Here is a 20,272-nt window from a genome sequence, read left to right on the forward strand (position 1 = left end):
ATGTCGCCAATTTGTGGTCTTGGCTAGCTGATTGTTATCGAAACTGGGGTAAATATCAAGAAGCGGTGGATTGTCAACTCAAAAACAAACAGATACGTCAACAGCTTGATGACCAACCAAATATTGCTGATGCCTACTATAAGCTCGGTAGAATCTATCAAGATTGGGGTAAGTACGATGAAGCAAAACCATACTACCAACAAAGCCTTGAACTCTATGACCAGTTGGATTTACAAAATAATGTCGCTAATCAGTGGTATAACCTGGCTGATTGTTATCGAGACTGCGGTAAATATCAAAAAGCAGTGGATTGTCAACTCAAAACCTTAGCCATTCGTCAACAGCTTAATGATCAATCACTAATAGCATTAGCCTACAATCAACTAGGTAGAATCTATCAAGCTTGGGGTAAGTATTCCAAAGCGATCGCATACTACCAAAAAAGTCGTGACCTCTATCAGCAGTTGGATTTACAACAAGATGTCGCCAATTTGTGGTCTTGGCTAGCTGATTGTTATCGAAACTGGGGTAAATATCAAGAAGCGGTGGATTGTCAACTCAAAAACAAACAGATACGTCAACAGCTTGATGACCAACCAAATATTGCTGATGCCTACTATAAGCTCGGTAGAATCTATCAAGATTGGGGTAAGTACGATGAAGCAAGACCATACTACCAACAAAGCCTTGAACTCTATGACCAGTTGGATTTACAAAATAATGTCGTTAATCAGTGCTATAACCTGGCTGATTGTTATCGAGACTGGGGTAAATATCAAAAAGCAGTGGATTGTCAACTCAAAACCTTAGCCATTCGTCAACAGCTTAATGATCAATCACTAATAGCATTAGCCTACAATCAGCTAGGTAGAATCTATCAAGATTGGGGTAAGTATTCCAAAGCGATCGCATACTACCAAAAAAGTCGTGAACTCTATCAGCAGTTGGATTTACAACAAGATGTCGCCAATCAGTGGTATTGGCTAGCTGATTGTTATCAAGACTGGGGTAAATATCAGCAAGCAGTCGATTGTCAACTCAAAACCTTAGCCATCCGTCAGCAGCTTGATCACCAACCAGGTGTAGCAAGTGCCTACTTTAAGCTCGGTAGAATCTATCAAGATTGGGGTAAGTACGATGAAGCAAGACCATACTACCAACAAAGCCGTGACCTTTATCAGCAGTTGGATTTACAGAAGAATGTCGCCAATCAGTGGTATTAGCTAGCTAATTGTTATCTAGAATCAGGTGATTACACCAAAGCCATTGACCATTACCAGCAAAGCCTAAATCTCCATCAACAACTGGGTCAAAATGAAAACATTGCGAATCGCTATCGAAAAATTGGTAACAGCCAACGCCTCCTAGCCAGAAATACTCCAGACACAACCGAAGCCCTCCACTTACTCAGCCAAGGGGAGCAAAGTATTGGTCAAGCTATCGAAATTAGTAAAGCCAACGACTACAAAGCCAACCAAGCCAACAACTATACCGCTCTTGGCTTACTTTATTCAGAACGCTTGCGCCGATTACCATCCAACCACCCTACTCTACCGGAACAGATTGAGCAATTTGAAACCAACTACACCATGGGCTTAACCTTACTTTCAGAACTTGGACAACTTGTCGATAGGGCGGAAGAAATTCTAGATATCTCCCGGGCTTACCTAGAGGTAAATGTCTTAGAAAACCTTGACCGATCGGAAGCGTTAGCCCGGGAATCCCTACAAGTCTTCTTAGACTACAACCGTCGAAAACTAGAAGCCTCTGCTCGCCAGCTCTTAGGGGAAATTTACTTGCGTCGTGTTGAGGGTAATCAAGCGAATGCTAAGGCAATGGCTTACCAATTTTTTACGGAAAGTTTAGAGATTTATCGGAGTCTAGATATTCAGGGAAAAGTGATAGAATTGGAGGAACAGTTAATAGGAGTAGGGAGTAGGGAGTAGGGAGTAGGGAGTAGGGAATCGGGAATCGGGAATCGGGAATCGGGAATCGGGAATCGGGAATCGGGAATCGGGAATCGGGAATCGGGAATCGGGAATCGGGAATCGGGAATCGGGAGTAGTAATAATATTTGACTATTTCAGTACTACGGCGGTTTGCATAACTATCAGGTACACATTGTTTCTCTTTTTCCGACTTCCGACTTCCGACTTCCGACTTCCGACTTCCCTGCTCCCTGCTCCCTGCTCCCTGTTCCCTGCTCCCTGCTCCCTGTTCCCTACTCCCTACTCCCTACTCCCTACTCCCTACTCCCTAACTATGAATAGAGTTGCAGTATTTGGCAATGCTGGCGCTGGCAAATCGACCCTCAGCAAACGTTTAGCCGAAATAACTGGATTACCCCTGGTACACCTCGATTCCATGAAATATAGACCGGGCGGTGATCAGGTGCCCCATGCCGAGTGTGAACTACCCCAACCTACTACGTAGAGGTTGGGGCTTCCAGTTTCACGGAAGAACGCCTTAGCTTAGACGGACGTCCTCGCTTTGGTCTTACTTCTTCTCCACTGGCGTTGACCTCCCCCGTCCCAGAGGAGGATAGCATTCTGATACCTTCTGCTCTAATATTCTTGGCCGCATTACCGTCTCTATCGTGATGAGTGCCACAACTTGGACAAATCCAAGATCTTACATCTAGTGGCAACTCTTTGATTCGGTAATGACAATTAGAGCAGGTTTTAGAGCTGGGAAACCACCGATCTATCTCGACCAGTAGTTTTCCTTCTTTTACACATTTATAAGAGAGGAAATTTACAAAAGTTCCCCAACTCAGATCAGAGATTGCTTTAGCTAATTTATGGTTACGAACCATGCCCTTGACATTTAGGTTTTCAACTACCACTACCTGGTTCTGGTCTACGATTTTCCTAGATAGTTTATGAAGGTAGTCTTGGCGGACATTTCCAATACGTTCATATACCTTAGCTACAATCTTTCTAGCTTTCCTTCGCCCACTACTTCCTTTTTTCTTGCGGGCAGCAATACGTTGTTTCCTAGTTAGCTTCTTTTCGTATTTAGCTAAATGTTTAGGATTTCCAAATTTAGAAGTCTTTTCGCCATCGTAGGTAATCGCAAAATCCTTGATACCCAAATCAATACCAATTACTTTCCCTTCCTTAGATAGTTTCACATCTGTTGATTCGTATTCCATCAAAACAGAAGCGTAATACTTACCAGAAGGGTCTCTGCTTACTGTTACAGTTTTGATATCCCCGTCTAGTGGCCGATGAATTCTTGCTTTGACAGTTCCTAGTTTTCCAGGGAACTTAAGGCAGTTACCCACTTGTTTGACATTTTGAGGGTACTGAATTGATTGGCGATGATGATATGACTTGAATCTAGGATATTTTGCTCTGCCTTGGCCTATGGCCACGCTACGCGAACAAAAAAATTCTGATATGCACGACTAAGGTTGAGACTTACAGATTGTAATACCTGGGAGTAACAGTCCTTTAGCCATTCAGTCTCTTTTTGTTTTTTGAGTTTTGGCAGCATGGAATTGAGCGCAGATTGTTTTAGTCCTTTTCCAGTTGCCTTGTAAGTTTCTATGCACTGATTTAGTCCATAGTTCCACCACCAGCGAGCGCATCCAAAATGCTGAGCTAATATTTGAACTTGCTCTTGTGTGGGATAAATTCTTACTTTGATGGCTTTATGTCTCACTGCACTCAAGCTTATTATCGACCCATATTACTATTATACAGATTTCGCAGTAAGGCGTCAACCTTTGTAGTAAAATTCCTGAGTCGCTATCCATCCCCACCCTGTAAGAGGGTGGGGAATTCCGCTATTTTTGTTAAAGATGACCCGACCTTTGACAATCTACAGGCTGAAATTGCTGCCTATCGGCAAGAAATCGATCAATAGATATTGATTTTTCCAATTCTATCCCCTGAGTGTCTATAGCGTTTATCATAGCTATGAGGTACACAATATTTTTTCCATCTTACCTCTTGCCTCTTGCCTCTTGCCTCTTGCCTTCCCCTCCTGGGAGGGGTTAGGGGTGGGTTCCTCTTACCTGCTCCCTGCTCCCTGCTCCCTACTCCCTAAAAAAAAGTACCTCACCTAATTGAAATAAAACTCATATTCACCCCTCCCTTATTTGTAATACTCGACTAGCATTAAGAATCGCCAACAGAGCCACTCCCATATCGGCAAATACAGCTTCCCAGAGAGTTGCTACCCCCATGGCACCCAGGGCAATAAAGACGACTTTCACTCCCAAAGCAATAATAATATTTTGCCAAACAATACCTAGGGTTCGGCGGGCGATGGCGATCGCTTCTGCTACTTTAGAGGGAGCATCGGTCATAATTACCACGTCGGCGGTTTCGATAGCAGCATCTGAGCCTAATCCCCCCATAGCTATGCCCACATCAGCACGAGCAATTACTGGTGCGTCGTTGATGCCATCTCCCACAAATGCGGTTTTATGGTTAGTTTGGTTTACTGCTGTGAGGATTTTCTCTAAAGCATTCACCTTATCCTCTGGTAAGAGTTCCGCTTGAAAATCATCTATCCCTAGCCTTCGAGCGATAGTATTAGCTATGGTTTGACTGTCTCCTGTCAGCATCACAGTTTTAATCTGCTGTTGGTGCAGTGCTTGGATGGCATTGATGGCATCTTCTTTGAGTTCATCGGCAATTAAGATACGCCCACTGTATTCACCATCCACCGCTAAGTGAGCTACCGTACTATCAGCCACACAGACATCATGGGAAATCCCCTCTCGATGGAGTAAGCGATCGTTTCCTGCGATGACAACTTTTCCATCAATTTGGGCGAGAATACCCTGTCCCGCAATTTCTTGATAATTTTCAACCTTAGAACTGTCAATCGGTTTGCCATGAGCTTGTCGAATCGATTGGGCGACGGGATGATTTGACCCAGATTCTACATGAGCAGCTAATTCTAGTAATTGCTCTTGACTCAAACCATTATGGGTAATAATATCGGTGACTCGAAAGTTTCCTTTAGTAAGGGTGCCAGTTTTATCAAAGACGACGGTTTTCACCTGAGTTAAGGCATCTAAAAACGTAGACCCTTTAATCAAAATACCCCGCTTAGCTGCCCCTCCAATACCGCCAAAATAGCCCAGAGGAATACTAATGACCAATCCACAGGGACAGGAAATCACCAAGAGCACCAAGGCTCGATAAGTCCAGGTGCTTGGGCTTGCTCCCGAAATTAGCAAAGGTGGTAACAGGGCAATTGCTACGGAAAGAAACACGACAACGGGAGTATAGTAGCGGGCAAAGCGAGTAATAAACTTTTCTGTGTCGGCTTTTTTGCTTCTGGCGTTTTCCACCAAGTCCAAAATTCTGGCAATGGAAGACTCGTCAAAGGGCTTAGTAACGCGAATGGTTAGCCCTCCAGACTGGTTAATCATCCCTGCTAACACCAGATCTCCTGTTACAACGGTACGGGGCACTGATTCTCCTGTGAGGGCAGACGTATCAAGTTGGGAACTTCCCTGAATAATCTCACCGTCCAGGGGAACTTTCTCCCCAGGGCGTACCCGAATCATTTCCCCAACAGCAACTTGATCAGGGGCAACGGTTTTGATCTCGCCGTTAACTAGCAAATTAGCAGTATCGGGACGCACTTCCAGCAAGGCTCGAATCGAACGACGCGATCGCCCCACCGCAGACCCCTGTACCAATTCCCCCACCTGGTAAAACAACATCACCCCCACTGCTTCCGGTAGTTCGTGAATAGCGATCGCGCCTATGGTGGCAATGGTCATCAAAAAGTTTTCGTCAAAAATCCGACCCCGCAGGATATTTCGCCCCGCAGTGGTTAGCACTCCCCAACCACAAAGTAAGTAAGCAGGAATCAAGACGGCATATTCAGCTATGCCAAAAGGAGTCTGATCTAAACTATCTTGAAAAATCAGTCCGATTAACAAAAGAGGAGTAGCGATCGCGACCGCTCTTAACTCGCGCCACAAGTTAAATTCATTCTTTCCTTGACTGTTCCCGCAGCAGTCATCATGGGTTGTGACCTCCTTTTCTTGACTGTTGCCGCAACAGTGATCATGGGTTGTCACCTCCTTTTCTTGACTGTTCCCGCAGCAGTGATCATGGGTTGTCACCTCAGCAACCGCTTTAACGGAATGCCCAGAATTGCAGCAGTCTTGATGATGGTGTTGTGCCATAGCAATACCTAACGAAAATCTCCTGAATATCTGAAAGACTATTCAGACAAAAGATTATTCAAATTATATAGTAAGCAGCTGTGCAAAATAAATTATTTACAAATTTTTACATAATTATGAGGTACAATTTTTTTTTATTTGTTCCCATATACCATGCTTAATAGTCCCTAAAACCCAGAAATATGTACCTCACAAATTTAAAATGGCTGTATAAAAAATACTGTTACAACTATTTAATACTTCTTCCCCTATCTGTGCTCAATAATCAACTTTGATCAAGGTGTTGAGCTACTTCTCGATATAAAGTCACAATATGTTCATCGGCAAGACTGTAGTAAACGTTGCGACCTTGACGGCGATATTTTACTAGCTTTTGCGATCGCAATACTCGTAGCTGATGAGATACTGCCGATTCCCCCATTTTTACTATCGCTGCTAAGTCGCAGACACAAAGCTCTTGCTGTGCGAGGGCTGAAAGCAACTTTAGCCGATGAGGGTCGGAAAGAACGCTAAAAAACTCTGCCATCTGTTGCGCTTTTTCCGTTGCTAGAACCTTACTCTGGACCTGCCACACATTATCTAGATGAACTACGGAATCATCACAGCTTGGAGCATCAGAAGAGTAGACAGTTGGTTTATTTAAAGAACTAGAATCAGCCATGATGAATTATATTTATTATTTAATCTCTAGATCTATGATACTATAGCGTTTCTCGCAGTTATGAGGTACAGTTTTATTTTAGGTTGATTCCCTGTTAGGTGCCCTTGACCCATTAATACCGAGTTGCATTCAAAGAGAGTAGATTAGTTGGATAGGGAGATGGGGAGATGGGGAGATGGGGAGATGGGGAGATGGGGAGATGGGGAGATGGGGAGATGGGGAGATGGGGAGATGGGGAGATTGGCGGAAGAGAAAGTTGTACCTTTGACCGCAACTTAGTATAAGAATTTAATTCGCCACAAGTCGCACCTCTTGATGCAGCGCATCGCTATTCCCAATTACCGATTCCCGATTCCCCTTCCCCTCCTGGGAGTGGTTAGGGGTGGGTTCCGATTCCCGATTCCCGATTCCCGATTTCCGATTCCCGATTCCCGATTCCCTACTCCCTTCTTAACAAAAAAAAATAGCCGCAGAAATACCATCCACGGCTAGGAAATTGACCTTATGTGATTCCGTTTTCAACCCTATCCAAACCTGCTCCCATGGGAGCAGACTCGATGATTTTGCCAGGGGGCAAAGCCCCCCAGAAAGTTAATCCGTTAACCCAGAATTATGTACTTGGTCATCATCGTAATAAATTCTCCAGGAATGCCCGTCGGTTGTAGAGGACTCCACTCAGAAATTTCGGCGTAACGCAGTGCATAGAGGGCATGCATCGTGTTAATGATAGCCTTGCGGGAGCCCTTGAGAATGTGCTTAACAGGGTATTTTTTTGGAGAAGATTCCTGAGGATTATTACTAGGAGTTATATCCTCAGGGTTATTTTCAGGGTTTGGGCGAAATTCGGAATCCATGTTGGTCACCTTTTGCTTGTTGTTTGCATAGTATAATCATAATGATTATAAATTAAGTTGTCAAGGGTTTTTCTAAATTTTTTTTTGGGAAGGTATTTTAAATAAAATGTACGGGAATGGAATGGAGTGTGATTTTTTTGAGTAGTAGTAAAAAAATGGAGTAGGAAACAGTTAACAGTGGTATATTTATTAAGGATTACTGATTACCTAAGCTATCAGCTTAAGCGCTACGCGCACGCTACTTGAGGTGCTATCAGCTATCAGTTTGTGAATCAAACAGGTAACCATTTTTTTTATCTGAGTTACGGAAAGCTGAACGCGCACGCGTGAGCTTTTAGCTCACGACTGACGGCTGACTACTGACCACTGACGGCTGACGGCTGAATGCTTACACTATTTGCGATCGCAAAACTGATCTAGCGGTTCTCCTATGAATCAGGTAAACAGAATTTTTTCCCGATTCCCGATTCCCGATTCCCTACTCCCGATTCCCGATTCCCGATTCCCGATTCCCGATTCCCGATTCCCGATTCCCTACTCCCTACTCCCTACTCCCTATTCCCAAGAGCCCCATCGATCAATTCCTCAACACCATTAACAGGAATAATTGGAGTATTGAGCTGATCAGCCACTTCTGCTACAGTCATATCATCCAGAAACCGGGTATCACCATGCTTAAGCATCAACCCAGGTAACAGAATCATTTCTCCTAAATCTTTTCCTTTTAATCCCTTCAGTAAATCTTGTCCAGTCAGCAAGCCAGTAACCGTTATCTCCTGACCCCAGTAATCACTAGATAACGCCACCATCCTAATCTCCAATCCTGGCACAGCATTGAACCGCTCTACCACAGGTTCAAACGCTTTTTCCACCGCATTACCCACTACCCAAGTCCCCCGTCGGGGGATTTCTAGACCCTTAGGTAACCGTTGAGTAGCAGCAGTTTGGAATTGTTTCAGGAACAACCGAATCGAACCAACACCATTCCCAATTTGAGGGTAGTCTCCGTAATCCGATTCTGGAGGTAACTCTTCTCTAGCAATCAAAAACCACTCATCTGCCAACCAAGCAAAGGTAGACCCCAACTGGTGCTTAAATTTCTCCTGAAGCCTTTGAACCTGAGCAATCACTTCCCTAGCTTTCTCCCCAGTAACACTAATTAGTTCATCCTCCTGGGGTCGAAACCGAGTCAATCCCACCGGTACTACTGCCGTTGAAGCGACTGCGGGCAGATCACCGGTATAGAATTGAGCTAAATCTAACAGAGTACGTTCTAAGTGAATGCCATCATTAATTCCAGGACACACCACTACCTGGGCATGAATTTGCAGCCGTCGCTCCTGAAACCACCTTAACTGCTCTAAAATTAGCCCAGCCCGAGGATTTTTCAGTAACCGTATGCGCACATCCGGTTCAGTAGCATGAACCGAAACATAAAGAGGAGATAGACGCATCCGTTCGATCCGATCCCACTCCGTTTGCTTCAGATTAGTCAGGGTTAAGTAAGACCCATACAGAAAACTAAGCCGATAGTCATCATCTTTGAAATAAAGGCTTTGGCGCTTACCTGGTGGTTGTTGGTCGATAAAGCAAAATGGGCAACGATTATTGCACTGAATCAAACCATCAAATAACGCTGTCTCGAATTCCAGCCCTAAATCGTCATCATAGTCTTTCTCAATTTCGATCACATGAGTCTTACCCGCCCCATCGATCACTTCCAGTTCTAGAATTTCATCCGCACACAGGAATTGATAATCAATCAAATCACGGGGATGGCTACCATTAATCGCAACAATAGAATCCCCTGGTTCAAATCCAACCTCAGCAGCAATGGAGTTGGGAAGAACCTTTGTGATTAATACTGGACGAATCGAGCTTTGACTCATTGATAGCAGTTTTCAATTGGGTGAGGCACAAAGTCGTTGGTTTTAGGGAACAGGGAACAGGGAACAGGGAACAGGGGGAAGAGTGGGGAGCTCACAAGGGTAGGTTTTTAAATATTGGGGCAAGTAGTTAATTTCATTGCGTAGAATCTCTTCCAAATAAATATATATCAAAATATACAATAATTGCTGGAATAATTCTCCCCATCTCCCTATCTCCCCATCTCCCTATCTCCCTATCTCCCCATCTCCCCATCTCCCCATCTCCCCATCTCCCCATCTCCCTATCTCCCCATCTCCCCATCTCCCCATCTCCCTATCTTCCCATCTTCCGACACTTGCGATCGCTAACTATTTTGTAAAACCCCAGTTATAATAGCACCTAAAATTGCTATCCCAAACAATAACCGATACCAGACGAATATCCAGACACCTTGTTTTTTGAGATAGCTGATCATCCATGCGATCGCTACGTAGGAAAATACTGCTGATGAAATCACCCCTACAATCAGTGACATTGCGCCAGCATCCCCAATGCCATCTTTTAGCAAACCCACTAACTCCACTAAGCCAGCTAAGGTAATGGCGGGGATGCCCAACAAAAAGGAAAACCGTGCTGCGGTTGCTCGTTCCAAACCCATGAATAAACCAGCAGTCAGAGTTGAGCCAGACCGGGAGACACCAGGCATTAAAGCCAACGCCTGAGCCAAGCCCATCCCGATCCCATCTTTAAGACCTAAATCCTCAAAGTTACGCTTACGCTTACCCACGACTTCAGAAACACCCATCAACAAACCCATCACAATCGAGACATAGGCGATTGACATGGTACTCCGTATCGGAGAATTATCATAATCAGGGATAAAGATTTTAATCAGCAGTCCAAAGAAGACAATGGGTAGGGTTCCCAACGCAATTCCCAGGGCCATCTGGAAGTCTTGGGATTGGTAATCGGATTTACGGATAGCTTTGAATGCGCCAGTAGTGACTTTAGCCAAGTCTCCCCAGAAGTACCACACCACCGCCGCAATCGAACCTAGTTGAATCACAGCCGTAAACGCAACCCCTGGATCACCCCACCCTAATGCCACAGGTACCACTTTTAAATGAGCGGTGCTACTGATGGGCAGAAATTCGGTAAACCCCTGCACCAAACCCAGCACCACCGCCTGAAAAATAGTCATGTGGGGCGTAGTAATTGTGGCAGTGGTACTGCTTGAGGATAAGACATCTGGGGCAGGAGTTGTGGCGAGAACCTTCAAGGGGAAGGTAAGGCAGGCGCTAAGGACAGCAATGATATAAAAATTGATAAATTGACGTTTTGATAAGACCATTCTTTCCCCTATAGAGGTTGCTGTAGCTGAATCAGCCAGCCTTAATTCAACCGGTATTCTGGCATAAATTACCAACAATCGCCAAGGGAATCTGGATACTTAGCAAACTCTTTATGATATCCCAATTCCATTCCATCTTGATCCTTAATCCTGAAACCTTAATATTTCATGCTTCTCGGGAATCGGGAATCGGGAGTCGGGAATCGGGAATCGGGAATCGGGAATCGGGAATCGGGAATCGGGAGTCGGGAGCGGTGCGCTTGACCTAGGGAATCGGTAAAAAAGTCTAGCAATAGCCCTGGCCCTACCGGTAGCGCACCACCCAGGCTAAGGAAATCTTAATTTTCCATAAATTTTTGAGTTCATCCTTCAGATTTTAGATGGCAATTATCATAATCATGAGGTACAAAAAATTTTTTCCCTATTCCCTACTCCCTACTCCCTACTCCCTACTCCCTACTCCCTACTCCCTACTCCCTGTTACCTATTCCCTATTCCCTATTCCCTATTCCCTACTCCCTACTCCCTAAAAATTTGTACTTCACCCAATTGAAAAATTAAATATTTCTACCCTTGCCATCAACCACCACATTTCAGTACTATTACCAATATGCCCCCAGGGGGGATATTGGTAATGATATATTAAGTTCAATAAAGATAATTAACGATAAGTAACAAAATTTTGTTGAAAAATACTTGGTTTTCTGCTAGAGCCCCAAGGAATTCCCATCAGTCAGGGCAACTGCTTCTATCGATCCCCCCTAGGGGAGTGAGTAATCCTCAAGGATGGCTATTATTTGCTGCCGCCTCTTTCCTGGTTTCTGTACCAGTGTTCTTTCAAGCTCCCCTAGTGCGCCTTTTCCCACTGTTGAGTTTAGTCATCACCTTCGCTTGGGTGTGGCTGGGGGTAAAACTGCTCCAACGTCCATCAACCCAAGTCTGGGGTGACTTGCTGTTGGGATTTAGCTGGAGTTGGCTGGCTGGTTCACTATATTGGGGTTGGTTGCGCACTGAACCTCTATGGCATTTACCCGTAGAAGCGATTGGTCTACCATTCGCTCTGTGGGGATTGTGGCGGGGTTGGGGAAAGGTAGGAAATCTATTTTACTTGGGTTCGTTATTCGGTACAGCCATGACCGACATCTATTTCTACTTGACGAATCTAATTACTTACTGGCGTCAGGTGATGGTAGTAGAGCCAGTCCTGGCAAAACCAATCTTTCAAAATGCGATCGCACAAGTCCAAACCCCTTGGGGAATTAGCTGGGCAGTGGTTTTGGTTGCTACGCTAGGAATAGTTGGTCTTTGGTCATTGACAAAAGAACAGCCCCATTGGTGGACGTTTAGTGGAGCGGTGTTGAGTACAATCGTGGTAGATAGTCTTTTTTGGTTGGCAGCTAACCTAGCATGATCACTCCAGACACTAACCCTAAAGGGTACAGTGTGGGCTTCTTCGGAAGCCTTCGTCATTTATTTATTTATATTTAGTGATTTATATATTTATATTAGGTTAGGTTAGTTTTGAGCGTTGTCATTCCGAAATGACTTGATCATCCTTTGAATCCATCTACTAGGGTCAGCTTCTGAGTCTTGCTGGGTCATTGACAGCAGCAAACTCAAGCTCGATTAGCAGTAATTGGTTAGTAACTTATGGCTGCTATTGTTTCTCCAACTTCTGCGCTATCCTTCCCTGATCAGGGGAAATCTTGGAAAATTGATGCAATGATCAACGTCTCAATTAACCCTGTTGTTGCTCCTATATCTGTGGTGACTTTGCGATCCACCCCTTACCTACTTATGCCTACCGGCTCTGACGATCAGTATATGCCATTAGTTGGTAGTAATTGCTGGACCGTCGGTCGTAGTTATGATAACAATTTTGTACTTTCAGATCGCTGGATTTCCAGAAACCATGCGATGTTGCAGTGTACCGAAAACGGTGATTTCTATCTTATTGATTTAGGCAGCCGTAACGGTACATTTGTCAATGGACGCAGAGTCAGTATTCCGGTGACCTTGCGCAATGGCGATCATCTTACCTTTGGTCAGACAGAATTGGAGTTTTATTGCCCACCCAAGGCTCATAAAACTGAACCATCCGAACCTATACATAAAGATACCCAAACCTCAATATTGCACGTGCGCCGCCTGATTTCTGTGATGGTGGTGGACATCCGGAATTTCACCGTACTCACCCACCAGTTAGATGAAACCACCCTCTCAGTGGCAATTGGTAGTTGGTTCCGGGAGTCTGGAGAAATTCTGAAAAGGTGTGGCAGTTGGGTAGATAAATACATCGGTGACGCGATTATGGCGATTTGGTTTCATGGCTCTGAAGGGGTCAGTGATCAAGAAGCCATGAGTATTTTGCAAGCAGTCAATGACCTCAACAAAATGACTACCAATCTGTCTAATGAATATCCTCTGCCCTTCCCACTGCGAATTGGTACTGGAATCAACACAGGAATTGCGATTGTTGGTAACACCACTGGTAGTGGCGATCGCCCAGAATACACTGCTATTGGGGATACTGTAATTGCCGCTTTTCGCCTCGAATCTGCCACCAAGGAACTTGGTCTAGATATTGCCCTAGGGGAGGATACATACCGTTACGTTTCTAAAATCGGAAAGTCTGAGCTTAACTTCAAGCAACACACTGTAAATCTCAAAGGTTATGATAATTCCACTATTACCTACGCTGGAACCTATGGAGATTTAGAAAATTTCTTGCGTGCGAGTTAACTCTACTCTACCAATTATTGAATAAGCTTTATTACAAGGTATTGCTAAAGTATCACTCATTTCGGTAAAGGTTAGTATAATTGAGAATTGAGAATTGAGAATTGAGAATTGAGAATTGAGAATTCAATATTCAACCTTTAACCTTCAACCTGCTAACCTGCAACCTTAAAAATTAATCCCTAACTATTAAAACTTGAACTGAGCCCCTGCTTGGACTCTAGCATCAAATCCCTCGTCACCGGTACCTAGTTTAGAATCTATAAATATACCATTATCTGAATGGTACCTCAAGATAGCGCCATAGTTAAAGTCTGAAACTCGACTTTCAAGCCCCACATTGGTAGTGGTGAAATTTCTGACATAAGCGCCTAGAGAAAAATTATCGATCACTCGTTGTGAAAGCTCTACATCATAAAATACTTTCTACCTATCTCTAGATTAAGCTTGGATTTTAAACCGCCGACAGTTCCTAAGTCTCCAGTAATATATCCGACAATTTCCCATAGGAAATGATTCACCGCTAAATTCAATAAATCCTTGGTCATCGCTCCCTTTGGCTGTGCAAGTTGATAATTATTTAATATCCGGAAAGTTTTGAATTTTATTAAATAAATTTATTTTCTTTGATAACAAAAAAATGAGTGATTTTTTATCCGGATAAAAATAGAAGAATAGGGAACAGGGAACAGGGAGTAGGGAGTAGGGAGTAGGGAGCGGCGGAATATAGGGTAGACAGAGAATTTATTGGCACTTTCTGGATTTCTCACGATTGAATCAGTAGCTAATCTAATGGATAGCAAGAGAATCAGGGTCACGAAGCATCTCAATAATAATCTCAATGACCTTTATTCCTGGAGAGCTAGTCTGTGAGTGATCGTAACGATTTAATTGAAATTTTTGGTACTGAGAACCCCTCTCGCCGTGGGGATGTAATTTTTGTCCATGGACTCGGGGGTGATGCGCTAAGTACTTGGCACCCGCAAGAACGGCGAGATGATCATAATTTTTGGCCTGCTTGGCTGGGGGAAGATTTATCAGATGTGGGAATTTGGTCTCTGGCTTATGAGGTAGAACCATTTAGATGGAAGGGTAATTCTATGCCTCTGGTAGACCGGGCGACTAATAGTTTAGATCTACTGGATAGCTATGAGATAGGCGATCGCCCAATAATTTTTGTTACTCACAGTATGGGGGGACTGCTGGTGAAACAGATGCTGCGCAGTGCTAGGGATTTCGGCAAATGGCAAGCGATCGCATCTGGGACGAGGGGAATTGTTTTCCTGTCTACCCCTCATTCTGGTTCTGATTTGGCACGTTGGATTAATTATATTGGCACGATTCTACGAACCACTGTCAGTATTGAGGAATTGGAGGCGCACCATTCTCGCTTACGGGAACTGAATTTTTTGTATCGCAATGACCACCAGTTTAGCGAAATCCCGATGCTGGTTTACTGCGAAACCAGACCTACCAATGGGATTTTAGTGGTGAATCAAACCAGTGCTGACCCTGGTATTAAGGGGGTTATTCCTGTCCCGATGGATGTTGACCATATCTCTATCTGCAAAGTAGATGATAAAAAGAATCGAATCTACCGTCAGGTAAAGCGGTTTGTCAATCAGAATTTAACAACTCCTCTGCCACTGATTCAACCGAAAGTAGCAGTTCATCCCGATAGTAACGTAGCAGTTAATTCTGATAGTAAACAGGAACAGGCAAAAAAAAAAGTTGATGATGGACTAGGTTTAATAGAGCAATGTAAAGAGCTCACCCGCAATCGCTTAGGAAGTGAACACCCAGCTGTCGCCTCTTCCCTCAACAATCTAGCATTACTCTACGAGAATCAGGGACGGTACTGCAAGGCCGAACCTCTCTATGTCCAAGCCTTGGAGATCAGGAAAAAACTTCTAGCTTCCAGCAAAAGAAGCCCCACATCTGCGACGTGAAACGTGAGTGTGGGATGAATTTTGCACAGAGTCTTTTTGAAGATGTTATTATGTATTTACTGGTAAGCAAAGCCGAAAATGCTGGTTTGTCAGTAAAACATTCTTAAAAAAAGTCAAAAAAAACAGAGCGGCAGGGCAGTCCGTTCTTAAAGCCCAGCGCCTCCTAAGCAATAGCTGGATTGGCTGGGAAGCCTACACTGATTCTATAGAATCAGTGTAGGAGCTGTCACGTACTGAACACCCAGATGTCGCACAATCTCTCAAGAATTTGGAATATCTCTACTATTATCAGGGACGGTACTGGGAGGCCGACCCTGTTTTTGTCCAAGCCTTGGAGATTTTTGAACGAAAGTTAGAGTCAAATCATCCCAATACTATCGCTTGCCGCGAGAATCTTCAAAAATTGCGGGATGAGCTGACCTAGGAAGGCAGAAGGCAGAAGGAAAGGAGAAAGGTTTAAAGGGATATAGCAATTCTCTTTCCCATGAGCTACAAAGAGATCCCCCTAAATCCCCCTTAAAAAGGGGGACTTTGAGGTTGATAAGTAAAAAAAAATACCAATTAAAGTAGGGTGGGCAAAGTAATCTAATCATTAATACTCACGCATAACCAAACGGTTTTTGCCCACCCTACAAGCTAAAAAATATAGCCTAGAGCAAGTTAATTTTTATGCTAGACTATAGAGGTTTAATCACCAGTATTGCAGTCAGTTTTTTCTGATGACAAAAATAGAACAGATTCAAGCTGAAATTGAGGCTCTCTCTAAGGAAGATTTCGTGCGCTTGAGAGAGTGGTTTGCTGAAAGAGACTGGTTACTCTGGGATAAACAGCTTGAAGCTGATATCAGCGATGGGAAGTTAGATGTCAGCTGTCAGCCGTCAGCTGTCAGCCGTCAGCCATAGTCAAAAAAAATAGCAATTAAAGTAGGGTGGGCAAAGTCATCTAATCTATCAATACTCACGCATAACCAAACGGTTTTTGCCCACCCGACAAGCTTGTGTGTACAAAAAAATAGCAATTAAAGTAGGGTGGGCAAAGTCATCTAATCATTAATACTCAAAACAACCAAACGGTTTTTGCCCACCCGACAAGCTTGTGTGTACAAAAAAATAGCAATTAAAGTAGGGTGGGCAAAGTAATCTAATCATTAATACTCAAAACAACCAAACTGTTGTTGCCCACCCGACAAGCTTGTGTGTACAAAAAAATAGCAATTAAAGTAGGGTGGGCAAAGTAATCTAATCATTAATACTCAAAACAACCAAACGGTTTTTGCCCACCCTACAAGCTGATAGCTGACCGCTGAATACTCCCTACTGCTATCCCAACTTTCACGGTGCGTTACGGGACGGGCTATCGCAACACTGGCTACGAGGCAGAAAATGAGGGCGAGCCCGTCCCTAACGCACCCTACGCAACTGTTCCCGATTCCCGATTCCCGATTCCCTACTCCCTACTCCCTACTCCCTACTCCCTACTCCCTTATCAAATTACCGTAACCTTCCCGAACGCAAAATACTAACAATCAGCCACAATCCTAAAAAACTAGCAGCAGCAAACAGGATATTAGTAACCACAGAAATCTGGGGAGTTTGGCTTCCTGAGGCCACAATTGCTGCACCCACAATCAGGGAACCGACTACAATACTGAAGGAGAGTCGATTAGCGGAATCATCGATACTGTAACGTAGTTTGTCTAGCTCTGGGACGGTAATATTCCACTTCAGGGTTTCGGAACTGACCCGGTTTAAGAATAATTCGATTTGAGAAGGCGATCGCAATGACAGGCTTTTGAGATCCAAAACCGTTCTCAGAAGGGTTTGTAATGGATTATCTCCCAGGAGTTGACGCCGAAACACTTCCGTAATCAGGGGGGTGATTTGGTCGATCAGGTTAATTTCAGGATAAAATCCACGGGTAACCCCTTCCAAGTTAGCTAGGGTTTTGGCATATAAACCCATATTACCGGGTAAGCGGATTTTATTATTGCGCGAGACTTGCAGTATCTCATAAAACACTTCACTAAAGTTGATTTTGGAGAGGCTTCGGTTGTAATACTTGCGCAGCATGCGGTCATAGTCATTTTCCAGGCCAGATAAATTGACCGACTCACCGGCTTCAGATAGTTGTAGGGTTAACTGAGCACATCGCTTGCCATCTAAATCTACAATTGCTAAGAGCATCTCCGTCAAAATCTGTTGGCTGCGGGGGTCTAAGCGTCCAATCATCCCACAGTCTAATAAAGCGACGCGACCATCCCTCAGATAAAATATGTTTCCGGGATGGGGGTCAGCATGGAAGAAGCCATCGATGTAAACCTGCTGGAAAAAAGCCCGAAATAACAGGGTGGTAATTTCCCGTCGCTGGGTCTGGGTATCTTTGCCCTCTCTAGTTTGTGATAATTGCGCCGATAGCAGAGGTGCCCCTTCCAGCCACTCAATGGTAAGTAGCTTTTGGCTGGTCAAATCCCAGTAAATCTTTGGTATCACTAATTGCTGGGAATCGAACCAGCGGCTATTGGATAGATTACTGCGGAGTTTATCGGTATAGTTAGCTTCTTGGGTAAAATCCAGTTCTGCTTCTAGGGCAGTAACAAATTCATCGGCTATGGCAACGATATCGTAAGTCTTACCAAATTCCGTCAGAGACACTAACTCTGCTAAGCCTCTAATGATAGCAATATCTTGGGCAACTATCTGGTCAATCCCAGGACGTTGCACTTTCAGGGCCACCTCTTGACCATTTTTGAGGGTAGCCCGATGGACTTGACCAATGGAACCAGCAGCAATGGCTTGGGGATTGATAGTCGTAAAGGTTTCTGAGATTGGCTGTGCTAGTTCTTGCTGTAGTAGGGTTTCTATTTCACTCCAGGCTACTGGTGGTACATTGGCTTGCAAGTCAGTCAGGACTTCCACATAGGCTCCTGGTAATAGGTCGGGACGGGTAGACAGAAGTTGTCCTAACTTAACGTACACCGGACCTAAATTGATTAAAATGTTGCGAAGGACAGCAGGAGGGGGGAGTTGAGGTTCGTCATTATTTTTGTTGCCCGTTAGGAGTCCTCGCATGTAATCCCAACCGTTTCGGAAGACAACTTCTAGGATTTCTCGCTGGCGGGTACTGGTTTGAGTTAGGGAAAACATTCGCTGAGGGTGGTTGAGTCATTTGGTTATATACTAGACTTCGCGGCAAAGTGGGGAATAGGGAGCAGGGAATAGGGAGCAGGGAGCAGGGAGCAGGGAATAGGGAACAGGGGACAAAAATTGAAGCTGGATCGCACAAAAAAAAAATTTCTGATCTACTTGCCAATCCAGACTAGGTTTGTTAGACTTAATAAGGCGTCAAAAAAGACAAGCCAAAAAAAGACAAGCCGGGATAGCTCAGCTGGTAGAGCAGAGGACTGAAAATCCTCGTGTCGGCGGTTCAAGTCCGCCTCCTGGCATCTTCTTTAAATTGGGTGAGTTGCAAATTCTTGGGTTTTAGGGAATCGGGAATCGGGAATCGGGAATCGGGAATCGGGGAAAAATCCTGTGTGGCTGATTGCTGATAGCTTAAATAGACTTCAATCCCACCAATAGCAAACAACAACTGCATCGCGATCACGTTGAATACCGTCTCCCCATAATGCCCCTTCGTATCGATATCTTAATCGGCGTTTGAGTCGGTAACTATACTCTTCGTTTGTGCCATCAGTTACCTCTACCGAGTCAGCTCGCCATTTTTTACCCAAATCGATTAGTTGGGAAACTTTGGTATCTTGATTTTCTGCAAGTATGTATAGGGTATCTGCTGGATAGGCCACAAAATGAATAATGCTGCTATCTGGCATTGGACGATAGTTTGCCATTGCCAGCAGGGTATCTAGCAAACCACCAAAACTTAACCCATGTTCATCTGGGGCAAAGACTGGTTTGGTAAACAGAAAGCTTGCCCATAAATCTCTGTGCTTGGAAAGGTCAGTAATAACTTCTGGGCCATCAAACTCATTGAATCGGCGCTGCCAAACTAAAGCAGCAAATAGTTCTTGGGGAGAATACGATTCAGCAAGGGATTGGATTTTAGTCAAGTCAAGCATTGTTGTTATGAGGGGTTTTACCTCGCCTAACTTCTTCTGCGTAAAAACGTGCCATCTACTAGGCTACCTCATTGCGCTCAATCGCTATTTCGATTTCATCGGGGTGAGCTTTTGCGTATACCCAAGCATTGGCTAAATCAGCAGCTGTAATTGTTGGATAACTTGTTAAAAGGTCACCATCACTGTATCCAAGACGACGAGCTTCTACAATTACCCAGACCGTAATACGAGTATTGGCAATACAAGCTTCCCCCCCACAAACTCTAGGGTTTTTCTCAATTCCTTGCCAATTGTTTGTGAGACTTTGAGCCAGTAACTGAATAACCTGCACTTTTTCACTAGGGCTAAGGGCAAGAAGTTTTTGCTCTAAGTCTTGAAGTATCACAGAAGTCAATCCTTTGCTATAAATCTGATCTTAGTATAATATCATGTTAATAGAATCACTTCTCAAAAAATATACCTTACTTTTGGTAGGTAATCTTCCTCCTTATCCCCTGTTCCCTGTTCCCTGTTCCCTGTTCCCTTTTATCTACTAATTATAAGTGTTCAACCAACCTTGATATAAGTGATAAAAATAATCGGGTGAACCCAAAAGCTCACCCGATTATTCAGCT

22 protein-coding genes, 1 tRNA gene and 2 pseudogenes are annotated in these 20,272 nt (G+C 44.1%); 13 read left to right on the top strand and 12 right to left on the bottom strand.

Features of this window, described 5'->3' with window-relative positions; all coding sequences use genetic code 11:
- From F6K51_RS19115 to F6K51_RS19130, 4 genes and pseudogenes are all read left to right on the top strand, one after another.
- Positions 1–1,223: tetratricopeptide repeat protein (locus F6K51_RS19115; protein ID WP_293022948.1), on the top strand; the 1,223-nt coding region annotated here is incomplete at its 5' end.
- 12 nt (positions 1,224–1,235) lie between these two features.
- A pseudogene (locus tag F6K51_RS19120) lies at positions 1,236–1,361 on the top strand (hypothetical protein); the annotation flags it as partial.
- A 159-nt stretch (positions 1,362–1,520) separates the two neighbouring features.
- Complete coding sequence (locus F6K51_RS19125; protein ID WP_293022951.1) at positions 1,521–1,946, top strand: hypothetical protein; 426 nt, start codon at positions 1,521–1,523, stop codon at positions 1,944–1,946.
- Between the two features lie 175 nt (positions 1,947–2,121).
- On the top strand, positions 2,122–2,433 hold the full coding sequence (locus F6K51_RS19130; protein ID WP_293022954.1) for a hypothetical protein: 312 nt from the start codon (positions 2,122–2,124) through the stop codon (positions 2,431–2,433).
- On the opposite strand, the pseudogene F6K51_RS19135 reads toward F6K51_RS19130, so the two are convergent.
- From F6K51_RS19135 to F6K51_RS19145, 3 genes and pseudogenes are all read right to left on the bottom strand, one after another.
- Positions 2,426–3,666 (bottom strand): annotated as a pseudogene (locus tag F6K51_RS19135) (RNA-guided endonuclease TnpB family protein). The gene F6K51_RS19130 and the pseudogene F6K51_RS19135 overlap by 8 nt on opposite strands.
- Positions 3,667–4,090: 424 nt before the next feature.
- Positions 4,091–6,160, bottom strand: a complete 2,070-nt coding sequence (locus tag F6K51_RS19140; RefSeq protein ID WP_293022957.1) for a heavy metal translocating P-type ATPase — start codon at positions 6,158–6,160, stop codon at positions 4,091–4,093.
- Between the two features lie 265 nt (positions 6,161–6,425).
- The gene (locus F6K51_RS19145) at positions 6,426–6,821 is read right to left on the bottom strand and encodes a metalloregulator ArsR/SmtB family transcription factor (RefSeq protein WP_293022960.1); all 396 of its coding nucleotides are present in this window, start codon (positions 6,819–6,821) and stop codon (positions 6,426–6,428) included.
- Positions 6,822–7,133: 312 nt separating this feature from the next.
- Here F6K51_RS19145 and F6K51_RS19150 point away from each other — a divergent pair, with 312 nt between their 5' ends.
- Positions 7,134–7,313 carry a hypothetical protein gene (locus tag F6K51_RS19150; RefSeq protein ID WP_293022963.1) on the top strand — a complete coding sequence of 60 codons (180 nt, stop codon included), beginning with the start codon at positions 7,134–7,136 and terminating at the stop codon, positions 7,311–7,313.
- 107 nt (positions 7,314–7,420) lie between these two features.
- Here F6K51_RS19150 and F6K51_RS19155 read toward each other — a convergent pair whose 3' ends face one another.
- Positions 7,421–7,675, bottom strand: a complete 255-nt coding sequence (locus F6K51_RS19155) for a hypothetical protein (protein WP_070392913.1) — start codon at positions 7,673–7,675, stop codon at positions 7,421–7,423.
- A gap of 430 nt (positions 7,676–8,105) precedes the next feature.
- Between F6K51_RS19155 and F6K51_RS19160 the strand changes: the two genes are divergently transcribed.
- Positions 8,106–8,273, top strand: a complete 168-nt coding sequence (locus F6K51_RS19160) for a hypothetical protein (protein WP_293022966.1) — start codon at positions 8,106–8,108, stop codon at positions 8,271–8,273.
- On the opposite strand, the gene F6K51_RS19165 is transcribed toward F6K51_RS19160, so the two are convergent.
- The 4 genes from F6K51_RS19165 to F6K51_RS19180 all read right to left on the bottom strand — a co-directional run bounded on the left by F6K51_RS19165 (position 8,224) and on the right by F6K51_RS19180 (position 11,188).
- Positions 8,224–9,564: a TIGR03279 family radical SAM protein gene (locus F6K51_RS19165; protein ID WP_293022969.1), complete on the bottom strand. Its 1,341-nt coding sequence runs from the start codon at positions 9,562–9,564 to the stop codon at positions 8,224–8,226. The two genes, F6K51_RS19160 and F6K51_RS19165, sit on opposite strands and share 50 nt — an antisense overlap.
- Positions 9,565–9,697: 133 nt before the next feature.
- A complete protein-coding gene (locus F6K51_RS19170) occupies positions 9,698–9,865 on the bottom strand; it encodes a hypothetical protein (protein WP_293022972.1) in 168 nt (55 codons plus the stop codon).
- Positions 9,866–9,908: 43 nt separating this feature from the next.
- A complete protein-coding gene (locus tag F6K51_RS19175; RefSeq protein WP_293023022.1) occupies positions 9,909–10,745 on the bottom strand; it encodes an undecaprenyl-diphosphate phosphatase in 837 nt (278 codons plus the stop codon).
- A 308-nt stretch (positions 10,746–11,053) separates the two neighbouring features.
- Positions 11,054–11,188, bottom strand: a complete 135-nt coding sequence (locus tag F6K51_RS19180) for a hypothetical protein (RefSeq protein WP_293022975.1) — start codon at positions 11,186–11,188, stop codon at positions 11,054–11,056.
- Between the two features lie 105 nt (positions 11,189–11,293).
- On the opposite strand from F6K51_RS19180, the gene F6K51_RS19185 reads away from it, so the two are divergent.
- The 6 genes from F6K51_RS19185 to F6K51_RS19210 all read left to right on the top strand — a co-directional run bounded on the left by F6K51_RS19185 (position 11,294) and on the right by F6K51_RS19210 (position 17,105).
- Positions 11,294–11,425, top strand: a complete 132-nt coding sequence (locus F6K51_RS19185; RefSeq protein ID WP_293022978.1) for a hypothetical protein — start codon at positions 11,294–11,296, stop codon at positions 11,423–11,425.
- 239 nt (positions 11,426–11,664) lie between these two features.
- Positions 11,665–12,306 (top strand): DUF3120 domain-containing protein, encoded by a 642-nt coding sequence (locus F6K51_RS19190; RefSeq protein ID WP_293022980.1) that lies wholly within the window; start codon positions 11,665–11,667, stop codon positions 12,304–12,306.
- 311 nt (positions 12,307–12,617) lie between these two features.
- A complete protein-coding gene (locus F6K51_RS19195) occupies positions 12,618–13,637 on the top strand; it encodes an adenylate/guanylate cyclase domain-containing protein (RefSeq protein WP_293023025.1) in 1,020 nt (339 codons plus the stop codon).
- Between the two features lie 866 nt (positions 13,638–14,503).
- A complete protein-coding gene (locus F6K51_RS38490; protein WP_365939987.1) occupies positions 14,504–15,583 on the top strand; it encodes a tetratricopeptide repeat protein in 1,080 nt (359 codons plus the stop codon).
- A 719-nt stretch (positions 15,584–16,302) separates the two neighbouring features.
- Complete coding sequence (locus tag F6K51_RS19205; protein ID WP_293022982.1) at positions 16,303–16,485, top strand: hypothetical protein; 183 nt, start codon at positions 16,303–16,305, stop codon at positions 16,483–16,485.
- 434 nt (positions 16,486–16,919) lie between these two features.
- A complete protein-coding gene (locus F6K51_RS19210) occupies positions 16,920–17,105 on the top strand; it encodes a hypothetical protein (protein ID WP_293022985.1) in 186 nt (61 codons plus the stop codon).
- Here F6K51_RS19210 and F6K51_RS19215 read toward each other — a convergent pair.
- Positions 17,074–18,726 carry an AarF/ABC1/UbiB kinase family protein gene (locus tag F6K51_RS19215; RefSeq protein WP_293022988.1) on the bottom strand — a complete coding sequence of 551 codons (1,653 nt, stop codon included), beginning with the start codon at positions 18,724–18,726 and terminating at the stop codon, positions 17,074–17,076. The two genes, F6K51_RS19210 and F6K51_RS19215, sit on opposite strands and share 32 nt — an antisense overlap.
- A 226-nt stretch (positions 18,727–18,952) precedes the next feature.
- Between F6K51_RS19215 and F6K51_RS19220 the strand changes: the two genes are divergently transcribed.
- Positions 18,953–19,025: transfer RNA gene (locus tag F6K51_RS19220), tRNA-Phe, on the top strand.
- Here the strand turns inward: F6K51_RS19220 and F6K51_RS19225 are convergent.
- The 3 genes from F6K51_RS19225 to F6K51_RS19235 are packed head-to-tail and all read right to left on the bottom strand — an operon-like array spanning position 19,007 to position 20,043.
- On the bottom strand, positions 19,007–19,177 hold the full coding sequence (locus F6K51_RS19225; protein ID WP_293022990.1) for a hypothetical protein: 171 nt from the start codon (positions 19,175–19,177) through the stop codon (positions 19,007–19,009). The genes F6K51_RS19220 and F6K51_RS19225 overlap by 19 nt on opposite strands.
- Positions 19,146–19,658: a hypothetical protein gene (locus F6K51_RS19230; protein WP_293022993.1), complete on the bottom strand. Its 513-nt coding sequence runs from the start codon at positions 19,656–19,658 to the stop codon at positions 19,146–19,148. Before F6K51_RS19230 ends, F6K51_RS19225 begins: the two co-directional genes overlap by 32 nt.
- Before the next feature lie 58 nt (positions 19,659–19,716).
- Positions 19,717–20,043, bottom strand: a complete 327-nt coding sequence (locus F6K51_RS19235; protein WP_293022996.1) for a DUF433 domain-containing protein — start codon at positions 20,041–20,043, stop codon at positions 19,717–19,719.
- Positions 20,044–20,272: the final 229 nt, after the last annotated feature.

This window comes from Moorena sp. SIO3I8 (genome assembly GCF_010692325.1).
GTDB lineage: Bacteria > Cyanobacteriota > Cyanobacteriia > Cyanobacteriales > Coleofasciculaceae > Moorena.